Source organism: Acinetobacter sp. MYb10 (genome assembly GCF_002980175.2).
GTDB lineage: Bacteria > Pseudomonadota > Gammaproteobacteria > Pseudomonadales > Moraxellaceae > Acinetobacter > Acinetobacter guillouiae.
In genome coordinates, this window is record NZ_CP058272.1 from 3,092,876 (window position 1) to 3,107,866 (window position 14,991).

19 protein-coding genes are annotated in these 14,991 nt (G+C 40.2%); 12 read left to right on the forward strand and 7 right to left on the reverse strand.

The features are described from left to right. The first annotated feature begins 67 nt into the window (after positions 1-67). The 10 genes from CQZ96_RS14440 (at position 68) to CQZ96_RS14485 (ending at position 8,277) form a co-directional block, all read left to right on the forward strand. Positions 68-910, forward strand: a complete 843-nt coding sequence (locus CQZ96_RS14440; protein ID WP_105714227.1) for a metal ABC transporter solute-binding protein, Zn/Mn family — start codon at positions 68-70, stop codon at positions 908-910. Between the two features lie 171 nt (positions 911-1,081). Next, positions 1,082-1,480: an ATP synthase subunit I gene (locus CQZ96_RS14445; RefSeq protein ID WP_004723429.1), complete on the forward strand. Its 399-nt coding sequence runs from the start codon at positions 1,082-1,084 to the stop codon at positions 1,478-1,480. Between the two features lie 103 nt (positions 1,481-1,583). Next, positions 1,584-2,459, forward strand: coding sequence for a F0F1 ATP synthase subunit A (gene atpB, locus CQZ96_RS14450; protein WP_004723427.1), 876 nt, complete (start codon positions 1,584-1,586; stop codon positions 2,457-2,459). Between the two features lie 83 nt (positions 2,460-2,542). Continuing rightward, complete coding sequence (atpE, locus tag CQZ96_RS14455; protein WP_000424060.1) at positions 2,543-2,788, forward strand: F0F1 ATP synthase subunit C; 246 nt, start codon at positions 2,543-2,545, stop codon at positions 2,786-2,788. Positions 2,789-2,827: 39 nt separating this feature from the next. Further along, on the forward strand, positions 2,828-3,298 hold the full coding sequence (locus CQZ96_RS14460) for a F0F1 ATP synthase subunit B (RefSeq protein ID WP_004723424.1): 471 nt from the start codon (positions 2,828-2,830) through the stop codon (positions 3,296-3,298). Positions 3,299-3,309: 11 nt separating this feature from the next. Then, positions 3,310-3,846, forward strand: a complete 537-nt coding sequence (locus CQZ96_RS14465; protein WP_004823704.1) for a F0F1 ATP synthase subunit delta — start codon at positions 3,310-3,312, stop codon at positions 3,844-3,846. Positions 3,847-3,906: 60 nt separating this feature from the next. Next, positions 3,907-5,451: a F0F1 ATP synthase subunit alpha gene (gene atpA / locus CQZ96_RS14470; RefSeq protein WP_004723422.1), complete on the forward strand. Its 1,545-nt coding sequence runs from the start codon at positions 3,907-3,909 to the stop codon at positions 5,449-5,451. Between the two features lie 88 nt (positions 5,452-5,539). Beyond that, complete coding sequence (gene atpG, locus CQZ96_RS14475) at positions 5,540-6,409, forward strand: F0F1 ATP synthase subunit gamma (RefSeq protein WP_004723421.1); 870 nt, start codon at positions 5,540-5,542, stop codon at positions 6,407-6,409. A gap of 26 nt (positions 6,410-6,435) precedes the next feature. Then, on the forward strand, positions 6,436-7,830 hold the full coding sequence (gene atpD / locus CQZ96_RS14480; RefSeq protein ID WP_004723420.1) for a F0F1 ATP synthase subunit beta: 1,395 nt from the start codon (positions 6,436-6,438) through the stop codon (positions 7,828-7,830). 27 nt (positions 7,831-7,857) lie between these two features. After that, entirely contained in the window at positions 7,858-8,277 is a 420-nt protein-coding gene (locus CQZ96_RS14485) for a F0F1 ATP synthase subunit epsilon (protein ID WP_056518359.1), read from the forward strand. Between the two features lie 99 nt (positions 8,278-8,376). Here the strand turns inward: CQZ96_RS14485 and CQZ96_RS14490 are convergent, their stop codons facing one another. After that, complete coding sequence (locus CQZ96_RS14490) at positions 8,377-9,150, reverse strand: tRNA(His) guanylyltransferase Thg1 family protein (RefSeq protein ID WP_105714228.1); 774 nt, start codon at positions 9,148-9,150, stop codon at positions 8,377-8,379. Positions 9,151-9,246: 96 nt separating this feature from the next. On the opposite strand from CQZ96_RS14490, the gene CQZ96_RS14495 reads away from it, so the two are divergent. Beyond that, positions 9,247-9,546, forward strand: coding sequence for a hypothetical protein (locus CQZ96_RS14495; RefSeq protein WP_105714229.1), 300 nt, complete (start codon positions 9,247-9,249; stop codon positions 9,544-9,546). Positions 9,547-9,554: 8 nt separating this feature from the next. Here CQZ96_RS14495 and CQZ96_RS14500 read toward each other — a convergent pair whose 3' ends face one another. Beyond that, positions 9,555-9,992 carry an ATP-binding protein gene (locus CQZ96_RS14500; protein ID WP_105714230.1) on the reverse strand — a complete coding sequence of 146 codons (438 nt, stop codon included), beginning with the start codon at positions 9,990-9,992 and terminating at the stop codon, positions 9,555-9,557. A 95-nt stretch (positions 9,993-10,087) separates the two neighbouring features. On the opposite strand from CQZ96_RS14500, the gene CQZ96_RS14505 reads away from it, so the two are divergent. After that, entirely contained in the window at positions 10,088-10,558 is a 471-nt protein-coding gene (locus CQZ96_RS14505; protein WP_105714231.1) for a hypothetical protein, read from the forward strand. 15 nt (positions 10,559-10,573) lie between these two features. Here the strand turns inward: CQZ96_RS14505 and CQZ96_RS14510 are convergent, their stop codons facing one another. The 5 genes from CQZ96_RS14510 to CQZ96_RS14530 all read right to left on the reverse strand — a co-directional run bounded on the left by CQZ96_RS14510 (position 10,574) and on the right by CQZ96_RS14530 (position 14,878). Then, complete coding sequence (locus tag CQZ96_RS14510) at positions 10,574-11,188, reverse strand: hypothetical protein (protein ID WP_105714232.1); 615 nt, start codon at positions 11,186-11,188, stop codon at positions 10,574-10,576. Positions 11,189-11,467: 279 nt separating this feature from the next. Continuing rightward, complete coding sequence (locus CQZ96_RS14515) at positions 11,468-12,013, reverse strand: glutathione peroxidase (RefSeq protein WP_004723411.1); 546 nt, start codon at positions 12,011-12,013, stop codon at positions 11,468-11,470. 154 nt (positions 12,014-12,167) lie between these two features. Next, positions 12,168-12,692, reverse strand: coding sequence for a hypothetical protein (locus CQZ96_RS14520; protein WP_004723410.1), 525 nt, complete (start codon positions 12,690-12,692; stop codon positions 12,168-12,170). A 188-nt stretch (positions 12,693-12,880) separates the two neighbouring features. Further along, positions 12,881-13,627 (reverse strand): helix-turn-helix domain-containing protein, encoded by a 747-nt coding sequence (locus CQZ96_RS14525; RefSeq protein WP_105714233.1) that lies wholly within the window; start codon positions 13,625-13,627, stop codon positions 12,881-12,883. Between the two features lie 12 nt (positions 13,628-13,639). Continuing rightward, positions 13,640-14,878 (reverse strand): MFS transporter, encoded by a 1,239-nt coding sequence (locus CQZ96_RS14530; protein ID WP_227515188.1) that lies wholly within the window; start codon positions 14,876-14,878, stop codon positions 13,640-13,642. Positions 14,879-14,991: the final 113 nt, after the last annotated feature.

The window sequence follows — 14,991 nt, forward strand, 5'->3', positions numbered from 1 at the left end:
GAATGGCGTAGGTATTTTTTAACTTCTGTTATACTATAACATAAATTTTTTTTGGTAATACACTCCCATGAATCGCATTATCGCCTTTTGCTTATGTGCATTATTTATTAGTGTCACTTGGGCTCAAGCGCCTTTAGTGGTATCAACTCATCCTATTTATTTGATTGCAAAAGAAATAACTGAAGGCATAGAAGAGCCTGTTTTGCTTTTGGGAAATCAAACGGGGCATGATGTGCAACTTACACCAGATAATCGCAAAACGATTATGGAGGCTTCATTGGTGATTTGGCTGGGAAAAGAACATGAAGCACCTTTGGAAAAGGTTCTAGGTGAGAATACAAAGGCGATTTCAATACTCAATTCAGGTATTATTCAAGCACTTCCTTTAAGAAGTCCAAAAGGTGTTGCACTGAAAGATACGATTGATACACATGTGTGGTTAGATCCAAATAATGCTGTACGTATCGGTTTCTTTATTGCAGCCTTACGTTCACAACAACATCCAGAAAATAAAGCAGCATATTGGAATAATGCGAAGAAGTTTGCCAGTGAAATGCTGCGCGTTTCACAGAAAAGTATCAGTGCTGGTAGCGCACGTCCATACTGGGCTTATCATGATGCTTACCAATATTTAGAACGTTCATTAAACTTAAAATTTGCAGGTGCGATGACAGATGATCCGCATGTTGCGCCGACCGTGACTCAAATCAAGTTTTTAAATGACACGCGACCTTACAAAAAAATGTGCTTGCTGGCAGAAGGCAGCGCAAGCCCAAGTCAGTACCGAAAATTGGGTGAAATTTCATTTCAAGCGGTAGACGAAACTTTGGCTAAACAACAAGATTTTGTGGTTGCATGGCAGACTTTGGCTCAACAAACACAAGCTTGCGTACTTAATGCACGGAAATGATGCAAAAATTAATCAACAATTGTTCATATGCAAAGCAACCTGTATATCGAAAAAAACACGACTAAGGTCGGGAAAAGATTGCATGTTCAGGGGTGTAACTCTATAATGCCTGCGATTAAAAACGATCATCAGCTAAACTTGTCAAGCATTTATGCTGTGAGTGGATAAAAAATGAGCCAAACTAGTCGCTTGATTGACCGACGATTAGCAAAAGCTTTGGTCTATTTGCAAGCGTTTATGATTCCTGTTTCAGCCTTGGTAGCGTGGGTCTTGAAAGACTCGACTGCGGCTCTGAGTGCAGCGTTAGGTGCACTGATATGTTGGCTTGCCAGTTGTTATTTTTCTTGGCAGTCGTTTCGAGCAGCAGGGGCGCGTGCTTCAAAACAGGTTCTTTCGAACATGTATAGAGGCTTAATGGGCAAATTTGCAATTGTGATCGTTGGTTTCATTTTAATTTTATGCAATGTCAAACCGTTATCTCCGGTGGCATTGTTTTGTGGTTTTATTCTCGTTCAAGCGATGTCGTGGATTGCACCTTTTTGGGTAGCACGGCAACAAAAACGAGTATAAGCGCAGCAGAAATTGAAAATTTTTTTGGGGATTAACGAGATATCATGCAGCACGCGATATTCGTTAACTCTATTTATTATTTGACATTGACCAGGTGTGATTTATGGCTGCTGAAGAACATGCCCTGACTTCGACCGAGTATATCAAGCATCACTTGACCAATATGACCTATGGCAAAATGCCAGATGGTACTTGGAAATTGGCTGAAAGTGGTGCAGAAGCTCAACAGATGGGGTTCACTGCTATCCACTTGGATTCAATGGGTTGGTCAATTGGCCTTGGTGTGATTTTCTGTTTGATATTCTGGTGCGTAGCGAAAGCTGCAAACTCTGGTGTTCCTACCAAGTTCCAGTCTGCAATCGAAATGATTATCGAGTTTGTTGACTCAAGTGTTCGTGATACGTTTCATGGTAAATCACGTTTAATTGCGCCTTTAGCCTTGACCATTTTCGTGTGGATTTTCCTCATGAATGCGATGGACTTAATTCCTGTTGACTGGATTCCGTATACAGCTCAATTGATTGGTGCAAACGTATTTGGTATGGACCCTCACCACGTTTACTTCAAGGTTGTTCCATCTACAGACCCTAACATTACCCTTGGTATGTCTTTGTCTGTATTTGCGTTGATCTTGTTCTATAGTATTCGTGAAAAAGGCATCGGCGGTTTCGTTGGTGAATTGGCACTTAACCCATTTAATCCAAGTAACCCAGTTGCAAAAGCGTTATTGATTCCAGTGAACTTAATTCTAGAATTAGTAACATTCCTTGCACGTCCAATTTCATTGGCACTCCGATTATTCGGTAACATGTATGCGGGTGAGTTAATCTTCATTCTTATCGCGTTGTTACCTTTCTGGATCCAGTGGGCGTTGTCTGTGCCTTGGGCTATCTTCCACATTCTTGTTATTACATTGCAAGCCTTCATTTTCATGATGCTAACAATCGTATACTTGAGCATGGCAAGCGAAAAACATTAATGGTATTGCCTAACTGTCATCCGGTGGTTAGGTATAATTTTTTTACTTTAATTTGGTATAAACCTAACCTCTGAGGAATTATCATGGAACTCACTTTAGGTCTAGTTGCAATTGCATCTGCTATCTTGATCGCTTTTGGTGCTTTAGGTACTGCGATTGGTTTTGGTCTTTTAGGCGGCCGTTTCCTTGAAGCTGTTGCTCGTCAACCAGAATTGGCTCCACAACTTCAAACTCGTATGTTCTTAATCGCAGGTCTTCTTGATGCTGTGCCTATGATCGGTGTTGGTATTGGCTTGTTCTTCATCTTCGCTAATCCATTTGTAGGTTAATCAGCTTAATTCCGAAATTCACTATTTGAGGAATTTGCAATGAATATCAACCTCACATTGTTTGGCCAAGCGATTGCATTTGCGATATTTGTCGCATTCTGCATGAAGTTTGTATGGCCACCACTAATCAATGCGATTAGTGAGCGTCAGCGTAAAATCGCTGATGGCTTAAATGCTGCAGAGAAAGCGAAAGCTGATCTTGCTGATGCACAAGCACAAGTTAAGCAAGAAATTGATGCGGCGAAAGCACAAGCGGCTCAATTGATCGAACAAGCGAACCGTCGTGCGGCACAATTGGTCGAAGAAGCGCGTACTCAAGCATCTGCTGAAGGTGAGCGTATTCGTCAACAAGCGAAAGATGCTGTTGACCAAGACATCAATTCTGCTCGTGAAGAATTACGTCAACAAGTTGCTGCTCTTGCAGTTGCTGGTGCAGAGAAAATTCTGAACCAACAAGTTGACGCAGAAGCTCATAATGCCATGCTGAATCAGCTGGCTGCTAAACTTTAAGAGAGGCGAATATGGCTGAATTCTTGACGTTGGCACGCCCATACGCTAAAGCAGCATTTGCTTATGCATCTGAGCAAAATGCAACTGACGCTTGGTCAAATGCATTACAACTGCTCAGTGCTGCGGTGCAAGATGAAGCATTCTCCGCTTATTTAAATCGCCCTGAGTTGACACCTGCAGAGCAGGTTGATCTTTTTGCGAAAGTTTTAGGTAATGAACAAACTGCGGCTGTGTCAAACTTTTTGACACTTCTTGCAGACAATGGCCGTTTAGCATTGTTACCTGAAATTGACACAGAATTTGAGCAACTCAAATCGCAAAATAACAACACTGTAGATGTTGTGATTGAATCCGCTTTTCCATTGGATTCAGTACAAGAACAGAAGTTGGCTCATGCGTTAGAAAAACGCTTGAACAGCGCTGTGAAAGTTACAGTTGAAGTAAATCCAGCATTGATTGCTGGTGTTGTTATTCGTGCAGGCGACCAAGTGATAGATGATTCTGCGCTTAGCAAGCTTGAAAAAATGCGGACTCGTCTTCTAGCGTAATTGTTAAAAATAACTACGTCTAAAGAAGACTGAACTTTAAAAAGATTGAGGTATAGCGCAATGCAACAACTGAATCCATCCGAGATCAGTGCGCTCATTAAACAGCGTATCGGCGATCTGGACACCAGCGCGACCGCTAAGAACGAAGGGACCATTGTTATGGTTTCCGACGGTATTGTGCGTATTCACGGCCTTGCTGATGCAATGTACGGTGAAATGATCGAATTCGACGGCGGCTTATTTGGTATGGCACTGAACCTAGAACAGGATTCAGTGGGTGCCGTTGTCTTAGGTAACTACTTAAGCCTTCAAGAAGGTCAAAAAGCTCGTTGCACAGGTCGTGTATTAGAAGTTCCGGTTGGTCCAGAACTTTTAGGCCGTGTAGTAGATGCTTTGGGTAACCCGATTGATGGTAAAGGCCCTATTGATGCAAAACTTACTGATGCTGTTGAAAAAGTAGCACCAGGTGTAATTTGGCGTCAATCAGTGGATCAACCTGTACAAACTGGTTATAAATCAGTAGATACAATGATCCCTGTTGGTCGTGGTCAGCGTGAGTTGATCATCGGTGACCGTCAAACTGGTAAAACAGCAATGGCGATCGATGCGATCATTGCTCAAAAACAATCAGGCATTAAGTGTGTATACGTTGCGATTGGTCAAAAACAATCAACAATTGCAAACGTAGTACGTAAGCTTGAAGAAACTGGCGCTATGGCGTACACAACTGTTGTAGCAGCTGCTGCAGCTGATCCTGCAGCAATGCAGTATCTTGCTCCATATGCTGGTTGTACAATGGGCGAGTACTTCCGTGACCGCGGTGAAGACGCACTTATCATTTATGATGACTTGTCTAAACAAGCTGTTGCTTACCGTCAAATTTCATTGCTTCTTCGTCGTCCACCAGGTCGTGAAGCTTACCCAGGTGACGTGTTCTATCTTCATTCACGTCTACTTGAACGTGCTTCTCGTGTATCTGCTGACTATGTTGAGAAATTCACTAATGGTGAAGTTAAAGGCCAAACTGGTTCATTAACTGCATTGCCAATTATTGAAACTCAAGCGGGTGACGTATCTGCATTCGTACCGACAAACGTAATTTCGATTACTGATGGTCAGATCTTCTTAGAAACATCATTATTCAACGCAGGTATTCGTCCTGCTGTGAACGCGGGTATCTCTGTATCGCGTGTTGGTGGTTCTGCTCAAACGAAGATCATCAAAAAATTGTCTGGTGGTATCCGTACTGCTTTGGCGCAATACCGTGAATTGGCAGCATTTGCTCAGTTCGCTTCTGACCTTGATGAAGCAACTCGTAAGCAACTTGAACATGGTCAACGTGTAACTGAATTAATGAAGCAAAAACAATATGCTCCATATTCAATTGCTGACCAAGCTGTTTCAATTTATGCATCTAACGAAGGCTACATGGCTGACGTTGAAGTGAAGAAAATCGTAGACTTTGATACTGCGTTAATTTCTTACTTCCGTTCAGAACATGCTGCGTTAATGCAAAACATCGATGAAACTGGTAACTACGACAAAGACATCGAAGCTGCAATCAAAGCAGGTATTGAAAGCTTTAAAGCGACTCAAACTTACTAATTTCAATGTATGTTGTTGTTAGTTATGGTTTGGTTCACGGATCAACCTTCGGAAGCTCGAAAGGGCTTTCGAATACTAGGTTAAGCGTATGGCAAATTTAAAAGAAATTCGCGCCAAAGTAGCTAGTATCAAAAGCACGCAAAAGATTACTCGCGCGATGCAAATGGTAGCAGCTTCTAAGATGCGTCGTGCGCAAGAGCGCATGGCTCAGGGCCGTCCGTATGCCGAAAATATGCACCGTGTAATTGCTCATTTGGTCCAAGCGAATCCTGAATACAAACATCGCTATATGGTTGAACGCCCTGTAAAACGCGTTGGCTATATCATTGTTTCTTCAGATCGTGGTCTTGCTGGTGGTTTGAACATTAACTTGTTCAAAAAAGTGGTAAAACACGTACAACAGCAACAAGAGCAGTCAATTGAAGTTCAATTTGCTTTAATTGGTCAAAAAGCGGTTTCGTTTTTTAAAAACTACGGCGGTAAAGTACTTGGCGCAACTACGCAAGTAGGTGATGCTCCAAGTCTTGAACAGTTAACTGGTTCTGTACAGGTGATGTTAGATGCATTTGATAAAGGCGAGTTAGATCGTATTTATCTTGTGTCAAACGGCTTTGTCAATGCCATGACTCAAAACCAAAAAATCGAACAACTTGTTCCATTAGCTGCGGCTGATACGGACGAGGATCTTAACCGCCAATATGGTTGGGATTATCTATATGAACCAGAAGCTGAAGAGCTTTTAAATGGTTTATTGGTTCGTTACATTGAGTCTATGGTTTATCAAGGTGTGATTGAAAACATCGCATGTGAGCAGTCTGCTCGTATGGTTGCAATGAAAGCTGCAACTGACAACGCAGGTGATCTTATCAAGAGCCTACAACTCATTTATAACAAGCTGCGTCAAGCCGCGATTACTCAGGAAATTTCTGAGATCGTTGGTGGTGCCGCTGCCGTTTAACATTATTTTGAATTGAGGAGACAGCAATGAGTAGCGGTCGTATCATTCAGATCATCGGCGCGGTTATCGACGTCGAGTTTGAACGCAATAGCGTTCCTAAGATCTATGACGCTCTCCAAGTTGACGGTACTGAAACTACTTTAGAAGTTCAGCAACAACTTGGTGATGGTGTAGTTCGTACCATCGCAATGGGATCTACAGAAGGTCTTAAACGTGGTCTAAACGTATCTAATACTGGTGCACCTATTTCTGTACCTGTAGGTACTGCATGTTTAGGTCGTATCATGGACGTTCTTGGTCGCCCAATCGACGAAGCTGGTCCAGTTGCGACTGAAGCGCGTTTGCCGATTCACCGTCAAGCACCTTCTTATGCTGAACAAGCTGCTTCTACTGACCTTTTAGAAACTGGTATTAAAGTCATTGACTTACTTTGCCCGTTTGCTAAAGGTGGTAAAGTTGGTTTATTCGGTGGTGCCGGTGTTGGTAAAACTGTAAACATGATGGAATTGATCAACAACATCGCGAAAGCTCACTCAGGTTTATCTGTGTTTGCTGGTGTTGGTGAGCGTACTCGTGAAGGTAATGACTTCTACCACGAGATGAAAGATTCTAACGTTCTTGACAAAGTAGCAATGGTCTACGGTCAGATGAATGAGCCACCGGGTAACCGTTTACGCGTAGCGTTAACTGGTTTGACCATGGCTGAATACTTCCGTGATGAGAAAGATGAAAACGGTAAAGGCCGTGACGTATTGTTGTTCGTTGACAACATTTACCGTTACACATTGGCTGGTACTGAAGTATCTGCTCTTTTAGGTCGTATGCCATCTGCAGTAGGTTACCAACCGACGCTTGCAGAAGAGATGGGTGTTCTTCAAGAACGTATTACATCGACTAAGTCTGGTTCGATTACATCTATCCAAGCGGTATATGTACCTGCCGATGACTTAACAGATCCATCGCCTGCAACTACATTTGCTCATTTAGATGCAACTGTAGTATTGAGCCGTGACATCGCATCTTCTGGTATTTACCCAGCGATCGATCCACTTGACTCTACTTCACGTCAGTTAGATCCACTTGTTGTTGGTGCTGAGCATTATGAAATTGCACGTTCTGTACAGAACGTATTGCAACGTTATAAAGAGCTTAAAGACATCATCGCAATCTTGGGTATGGACGAGTTAGCAGAAGAAGATAAGTTGATTGTTTACCGTGCGCGTAAAATCCAACGTTTCTTCTCTCAACCGTTCCACGTAGCTGAAGTGTTTACTGGTGCTCCTGGTAAACTTGTACCACTTAAAGAAACAATTCGTGGCTTTAAAGGTCTTCTAGCTGGTGAATACGATCACATCCCAGAACAAGCGTTCTATATGGTTGGTGGTATTGACGAAGTGATCGCTAAAGCCGAGAAGCTTTAATTAGCAACTCTAATTTAGGAGATTCACATGTCGACTATGCAATGTGATGTTGTAAGTGTTAATGAGTCTTTGTACTCAGGCACTGTGACAATGCTTATCGCAAAAGGTGCTGGCGGTGAATTGGGTATCATGCCTGGTCACGCTCCGTTAGTCACCTTACTCAAGCCGGGCGCAATTCGCGTTCTGCTTGAAAACGGTACAGAAGAGTTAATCTATGTATCTGGTGGTGTTCTAGAAGTTCAACCGCATGTTGTTACTGTGCTTGCAGATACTGCAGTTCGTGCTGACAACTTAGATGAAGCTGCAATTCTTGAAGCACGTAAAAATGCTGAACAATTGCTTGCAAATCAAAAAAGCGATTTGGACTCTGCTGCTGCTTTGGCTGCTCTTGCAGAAACTGCTGCTCAGTTGGAAACCATTCGCAAAATCAAAAACCGCGCGCTATAAGACGCAGTTTGAGATTGAAAAACCACCCGTGAGGGTGGTTTTTTTATGCGATTAATTTATGGAGGGTTCAAATTTATAACAACTCATCATGCTAGAAACTTATCCTTGGGGAGTGTCCAATAAAAATTGTGTTTGTATAAAATGACTATAATCATCCCCCAAAGGTAATTCATAGTCTTTAAAAATGTGTCGACGAGTTGATACTGTCGACTGTTTAGTTTTTGGATTAAAACCAATTTTTTCAATATCTTTCCAATATAAACCTGTGCCACGCTTTTGCCATGATGGCAATTCATTGAAGTTAATGTCACGGCTAAAGAGTAAATCATGCTTCTCTTGGCGAGATAATCCTTTTACTTGGTTGGTTGCATTTTTTACATTTTCTCCTTCCTTGCGCAACATCCAATAGCAATGTGCATTGAGTGCGTTGCGATGAGCATCTTCATGACGCCAACGAAAATAATCTTCAACAGTTTTTGCATTGGGCAGTATACAAATTCGAGCATCAAAAGTTGCCATCTCACCATGTAACACACTGAACTTTGCACTGGCTTCTGCGGCTAAAATAGAAATGATTTTTCGTGTTTTACGATTAAAGCTGTCATCTTTTAAATGAAACAGTAAGGAGATTTCATCGCTTTGTGTATAGCCATAAATAATATTAAAGCCACATTGCATTAAGTGAGCTGTTGTTTCGACCATCAAGTCCCTAAAACGAAGATCAAAGGGCGCTTCAAATTTCCAAATATCTTTGGTGAGTTTGGTAAAGCCACGTCCATCCAAACGCACAACGATATATTGTTCTGGTGGTACACAGAAATCATAAGCTGTTTCATAAACACGTAATCGTGTATCTAGATCATCAAATCTCATGGTTAAACTTCTTCGTTATTCTCATGCTAAAGTTATATTTCATCACTGACTAGTTTTAGCATAATCTAAACAATAAAAAAGGAGATATAGAAGACAATGCACCTCATCGAACAACAAGCGCACTTTTGGGAACTTTATCAAACGCAAGATGACTACTATCTCAGTATTGCCGTAGATATGAGTTCTGTTGTTTCATGTTGGGATATTTATTTAACCGAAGTAGAAATTCTGGCGTATCAGAACAAAGGTCGAATTGCGATCGAAGATTTGGCAAGTTCAATTGTGGCTGAAACCTATCGTGGAGATTTTTCCAATATAGCAGCTCGTAAGGTACCTAAAGAAATACAACAACAGATGCAAACCGCATTTAAAACATGGCGGTTGGCTCAACATTAAATTTTTATTCAGTTATGAGTAATTGAAAAGCCATTATTTTCTATCATATTTACTTTAAACAGCGCATCAAAACCTTCTGAACGATTCGGGACTTCTAATTTATAAAAGGTGGCTTTAACGCCTTTTTCAGCAATATTGGCTTTACCCTCACGTTGTGCATTACGCTGTAAAGTGCTGTCTAGATCCGTTTCAAAATAATATGAAATGACCTCGAAGTCAGCAGTTTTGGCAAGTTGAATATAACGGGCTCGATCGGCTTTGCTCATGTTGGTGTTATCTATCACGATTTTGGTTTTAGAGGCTATAGCTGCTTCAAACAGTATCTTTTCACGATGGCGTGTTTTTAGCATATCGAGATTGATACGTAGATGTGTATGGTAAAAATACTGTTGATAAAAAGTAGATTTACCCGAAGCTTGTACGCCTGTGAATAAAATCAGTTGCATGAAACACTACAAAAATACAGTTAATCTGCTATTAAATCATGTTCATGAACTTTGCTACAATCCATTCATTGTTGTAGAAAACCAATAAACTTAAAATGAAAAAATTAGTTCAATGTCGGTATTTATTTTCAATACTTCTACTGAGTGCTGTTTCAGCATGTCAAAGTCAATTTGTCACTACACCCAATTCACCCACTGAAGCAAGTTTGGTGGCAAATTCAGTGGGAAATGGTTTAGAAACAGAGTTAGATATCGATTATGTTGTCGCATTTAAAAATTTGAAAATGGCCTATGGGCAATGTGTTGCGTTTACTGGCGAAAAAGATTTTGTCTTTACCGACAATCGACTAGAACGAGATTTAGAAATGGGAACCTTGTTTACCCGTACAGAGGGTGGGGCCTATTTATCAAAAACCTTGGTGGAATCCATTGGAAAGAATAAAACCCGTTTAACGCTATTTTTACCCGCAAGTTATAAGTCTGCTCAAGCTCGTTTTAAGTTAGATGCTAAACGCGCGCTAGGACAAGATCGATCATGTAATGTCGCAAAGCCAAGCCAAGGCTGATCTGTTCAAATCTAATTAACTCTGTTCAGTGGCTTGCTCTGTATTTGATTCAGGAATCATCATGCCTGCCAGTTTAAGCATATCTAGTTGGATGGTATTCATTTGTTGTTCGATTTTCTTAAAATCAACTTTTGAAATGTCTAAATCACCGTTTAACAGTGCTGAGTTAAGCACTTGCTTATTGGCTTGTAGCACTTGTTGGCGGATACTATCAATCTCTTGGCTTTTTAAATCTAATGAAATCAATGCTGTGTTAAAGCCTTGTAGTTCACGAGTCAATGTTTTGACAGATTGTTGTAGTTCAGCTTGATTTTGTGATTGTATCGCTTGTTGTAAATTAGATTGGCTTTGCTGTAATTTTTCAACATAGTCACCAGTTTTCAGCTGTACGTTGGCAACATCACGTGCGATATAAAACATATTGCCTTGTTTTAAATCTTCAGTACTTTTTGCTGTTGATTGATTATTATTATTTGAGTCGGATGTATTCTCACTCATTTGCGCAGTTTCAATCGCTTGAGCGTCATCTTGTTGACGTGATTGTTCAGCTGCTTGATTACAGCCTAGCAGTAACATGCCAGAAATAAAAATAACAAAAGGCAAAACCGCACCTTGTAAAAGCTTTTTCATCGTTGTCCAAAAGTAATTTAATCGGTTATGAATTCACTATAATTTGCAAAAGTGTAGAGATTGAGGATTGTTGCAAAGGACATACAGTCTGTAACTTTAGAGATTCATTTCTACTCAAACAAAAGCAAAAAGAATGCATTTTTAGCACGCTATTGAAGGTTGTCGAAATTTTAAATTGTGAATAAAGCTAGAGGGAGTTTTGATCGAAAATATAAAATTTTCGATCAAAACTGCAAAATATAAAAATTTATTTAAAGCATAGTGCTTTTAATGCTCAATCTATTTTGCTAATTCAGCTTCAATCGCAGATGTAATTCGTGGATCATCAGCAGTGATATCTGGTGCAAAACGTGCCACGATTTCGCCATTTTTACCGATTAAGAATTTTTCAAAGTTCCAAAGGACTTCAGGTTTTGGGTTTGGTGTTAGGCCATAATCGACTAAGTCTTTCCACCAAGGACCTTCACCAATACGTTCAGGGATTGCATGAATTAAGCTGTCATAAAGTGGATGTTTATCATCACCAGCAACTGAAATTTTAGCAAAAAGCGGGAAGTCGACATTGTAAGTTAAAGAGCAAAATTGCTCGATTTCATCATTTGTTCCAGGCTCTTGCGCAAGAAAGTTATTTGCAGGAAAGCCGAGGATTTCTAAACCTTGATCTTTCTTTTCAGTATATAGTTTTTCTAAACCTTCATATTGTGGAGTAAGGCCACATTTAGATGCAACGTTAACGATTAAAAGAACTTTACCTTGATATTGATTCAAGGTCGTCGCTTCACCTTTGATGGTATTGACTGGGATGTCATAAACGGAATTGCTCATAGGGGTATCCTTAAAAATCAAAAGACAGTGATTAGAAATATGTCTAATGTTTTAGCGATATTCCAAGATTTCAGCAAGTTACATTTGTATATAAGTGTAATAAAAAAAGCAGATCATAGGATCTGCTTTTAAAAACTGCATCAAATTTAATCGATTATGGTGCAGCGTTTGCTTTGGCTTGAAGTGCTTGCATTTCAGTTAACAGGCTTTGTTGTAACTCAGTACCTTTCTTTTGAAGTTCCATGATTTTTTGTGGATCTGGTGAAGTCGCTAAACCAGCTTCAGACATTTCAACGCCTAGGTTATTTGACTCTTTCATTTTGTCACGTACAGACGCAACTTCAGTACTTTTAAGTGCTAAACCATCAAGATCTTTGTTGAAACCATCCACATAAGTTTTCATTTTATCGACAACACCTTTCAGTGCATCTTTATCACCCTTTTGTGCAGCTTGCATCACTTCTGTTTGGAAGTTCAATGCTTCTTTAGCTTTCGCTGTAGACATTGTTTGAAGTGCAGTTAAATCGCTTTTGATATCAGCAGTATTGTTGGTACTTAAAGAAACCGCAGCTGCAGCAGGTTTGTTCTCAGTTCCTGAAGCTGAATCAGCTGGTTTTTTATCACATGCAGTTAAAGCAAACGCTGAAGCACATAGTGTAGCTAGTAGTAATTTTTTCATTTATTCGAACCCTTCATTATTTAAAATTCTTATGAATTTGACGGTAATATATACAAATTCAAAAAGTTATATGCTTAATCTAGAGCATAAGATGCAAAATGCACAATTTTAAGGCAATTTTCTATAGTATTTTTGTATATAAACTTATCAGTAAAGCGGAATTAGGCTGCTTGAAAAATACCCCAATCTTAAAGATTTCGCATTTGTGCTGGGGTTTGATGAGTGTAACGCTTAAAAAACTCAATGAAGCTGGACGTATGTTGATAGCCGAGGTCTAAGCTAATTTTTTTAATTGAGACGCCTTGTTGGATCAATGAAATTGCATAAATAATCTTGGCGCGATTACGCCATTCAGACAGCGAAAGTTTAAGGTGCTCTTGGCTAAGTCTAAGTGCATGCCGTTCAGTAATCTGAAAAGTATCGAGAATTTCCTGAAGGCTTTGGGGGAAGCGTGTTGTATCCGACAAATGCTCAAGAATAGGCTTGAGTGTGGGATGGTTGGTTTGCGGTAAATAATGCTCATAACACACACTATTTTGGATTTGATCGACCAACAGTTCTAATAAGTGTTGATAATAGGGAGATGATGGAATCCCTTGTTTCTGCTGCTCTAAAACTTCTTCAATGGTATGACGTAAAAAAGGGCGAATACTTAAAGTCTTTGTGCTTTGGGATAAGCTTTGACAAAGCTGAGGATGAATACGGATACAGATGTAATGCGTCAGTTGATCATCCACAGCTGTACAACAATGTTCGGTTTGCGGCGGAATCCACAAACCATAACTTGGTGGAGACAGATAGGTTTGTTCTGCGACATTGAGTTCTAAAGTCCCATTTAAACTCAAATTAAAATCACCCCATAAATTTGAATGGGGTGTCACTACATCATGCTTTTGGTAGAAAAATTCTTCTACAGAAATCAGCGCTGAATACATAGTTGAAAAGACTTAACTCTCACATTGAATGGCAGTGTTTTCAGCTTTGGGGTTATTTAATCCACGACTCAGCGTGAAGATTGAAATAAAGGCCAAAAGGATAAAACTCAGTACACTATACAATAAAATGTTGGCATTAAAATGGTCAACAACATAGCCACCGATTAATGCACCTGTTGCAATCATCACTTGGAAGAAACCAACAAATAACGGCATGCCTTTTTCTACAGCTTGAGGGGCGTGTAAAAACATCCAAATATTGGCAGTGGTTGGAAATGCACCAAATGCAAAGCCCCAAAGCGCTGTAAGAATAAAGGCGCCTGATGGATGAATGGCAAATAGAGGAAAGCCAAAGAATACAACCGCAAAACAGATGGCAACGAATGCAAAGGTATAACGTACATTCAAATTACCGCTATAACCAGCAAAAGCATTCCCAAAGATACCTGCGATACCAAATAATAACAGTAGAGAACTGATGGTAGCGCTGTCAAAGCCTGCTGAATTTTTAAAGAACGGGGTCAGATAGCTATATGATGAAAAATGAGCTAAACCAATCAACAAAATAATAATCAAACCTTGTCTGGCTTTACTGATTCTTAGCAATGCAGGTAAGTCTTTAAAATGAATGGCAGATTCTGGTTTTAAACTTGGGATAAATTTAATTCCCAACAGTAAAACAACGAAGCCGATGGCGGAGGTAATTCCAAATGATGTTCGCCAGCCATATGCATCACTTAGCCATGTCCCAATCGGTACACCAAGAACAGTGGCTAAAGTTACCCCAGCCATGACAGTTGCTGTTGCTTTCGCAATAGGTAAATGGCTTGGTGCTAAACGACCACTTAAGGCAATCGCAGTCGCCCAAAATCCACCAATTGCAAATCCAAGAATGAAACGGCTCAGCAATAAAATTTCAAAAGTTGATGCAATTGCAGTGATGGCATTGGCAAACACCATCGTTGCAGACAGGGCTAGGAGTAAGTAACGTCGATCTAAATTTTTGACTAGAACGGGAAGGAGTGGTGCTGCTATGGCGGCCATGATCCCTGGGAGAGTGATCATCAAACCCGCTGTACCAACAGATACATGCAAATCACTGGAAATGTCGTTGAGGACACCAATTGGGAGAAACTCACTGGTGACCAAAGCAAAAGCAGTAATTGCAACGGTTAATAGCGCCAACCAGCTCCCTTGGCTACTGGGGGGAATCTCAGAGGACTGTGGTTCTGAAACTTCTGATTGCATCATATTCATGAAGATATATTCCTGCTGTAAAGCGAAAGCATATGGAGGTATTTTTTAATTCATTAACGATCGTTATAAAAATAAAATATTTGATTAATTTTGTGTTGTCAATTAAT

Bases quoted from the DNA above. Each gene is read 5' to 3' on its own strand.
- CQZ96_RS14440 (WP_105714227.1), top strand. From the start codon at position 68: ATGAATCGCATTATCGCCTTTTGCTTATGTGCATTATTTATTAGTGTC.
- CQZ96_RS14445 (WP_004723429.1), top strand. From the start codon at position 1,082: ATGAGCCAAACTAGTCGCTTGATTGACCGACGATTAGCAAAAGCTTTG.
- atpB (WP_004723427.1), top strand. From the start codon at position 1,584: ATGGCTGCTGAAGAACATGCCCTGACTTCGACCGAGTATATCAAGCAT.
- atpE (WP_000424060.1), top strand. From the start codon at position 2,543: ATGGAACTCACTTTAGGTCTAGTTGCAATTGCATCTGCTATCTTGATC.
- CQZ96_RS14460 (WP_004723424.1), top strand. From the start codon at position 2,828: ATGAATATCAACCTCACATTGTTTGGCCAAGCGATTGCATTTGCGATA.
- CQZ96_RS14465 (WP_004823704.1), top strand. From the start codon at position 3,310: ATGGCTGAATTCTTGACGTTGGCACGCCCATACGCTAAAGCAGCATTT.
- atpA (WP_004723422.1), top strand. From the start codon at position 3,907: ATGCAACAACTGAATCCATCCGAGATCAGTGCGCTCATTAAACAGCGT.
- atpG (WP_004723421.1), top strand. From the start codon at position 5,540: ATGGCAAATTTAAAAGAAATTCGCGCCAAAGTAGCTAGTATCAAAAGC.
- atpD (WP_004723420.1), top strand. From the start codon at position 6,436: ATGAGTAGCGGTCGTATCATTCAGATCATCGGCGCGGTTATCGACGTC.
- CQZ96_RS14485 (WP_056518359.1), top strand. From the start codon at position 7,858: ATGTCGACTATGCAATGTGATGTTGTAAGTGTTAATGAGTCTTTGTAC.
- CQZ96_RS14490 (WP_105714228.1), bottom strand. From the start codon at position 9,150: ATGAGATTTGATGATCTAGATACACGATTACGTGTTTATGAAACAGCT.
- CQZ96_RS14495 (WP_105714229.1), top strand. From the start codon at position 9,247: ATGCACCTCATCGAACAACAAGCGCACTTTTGGGAACTTTATCAAACG.
- CQZ96_RS14500 (WP_105714230.1), bottom strand. From the start codon at position 9,992: ATGCAACTGATTTTATTCACAGGCGTACAAGCTTCGGGTAAATCTACT.
- CQZ96_RS14505 (WP_105714231.1), top strand. From the start codon at position 10,088: ATGAAAAAATTAGTTCAATGTCGGTATTTATTTTCAATACTTCTACTG.
- CQZ96_RS14510 (WP_105714232.1), bottom strand. From the start codon at position 11,188: ATGAAAAAGCTTTTACAAGGTGCGGTTTTGCCTTTTGTTATTTTTATT.
- CQZ96_RS14515 (WP_004723411.1), bottom strand. From the start codon at position 12,013: ATGAGCAATTCCGTTTATGACATCCCAGTCAATACCATCAAAGGTGAA.
- CQZ96_RS14520 (WP_004723410.1), bottom strand. From the start codon at position 12,692: ATGAAAAAATTACTACTAGCTACACTATGTGCTTCAGCGTTTGCTTTA.
- CQZ96_RS14525 (WP_105714233.1), bottom strand. From the start codon at position 13,627: ATGTATTCAGCGCTGATTTCTGTAGAAGAATTTTTCTACCAAAAGCAT.
- CQZ96_RS14530 (WP_227515188.1), bottom strand. From the start codon at position 14,878: ATGATGCAATCAGAAGTTTCAGAACCACAGTCCTCTGAGATTCCCCCC.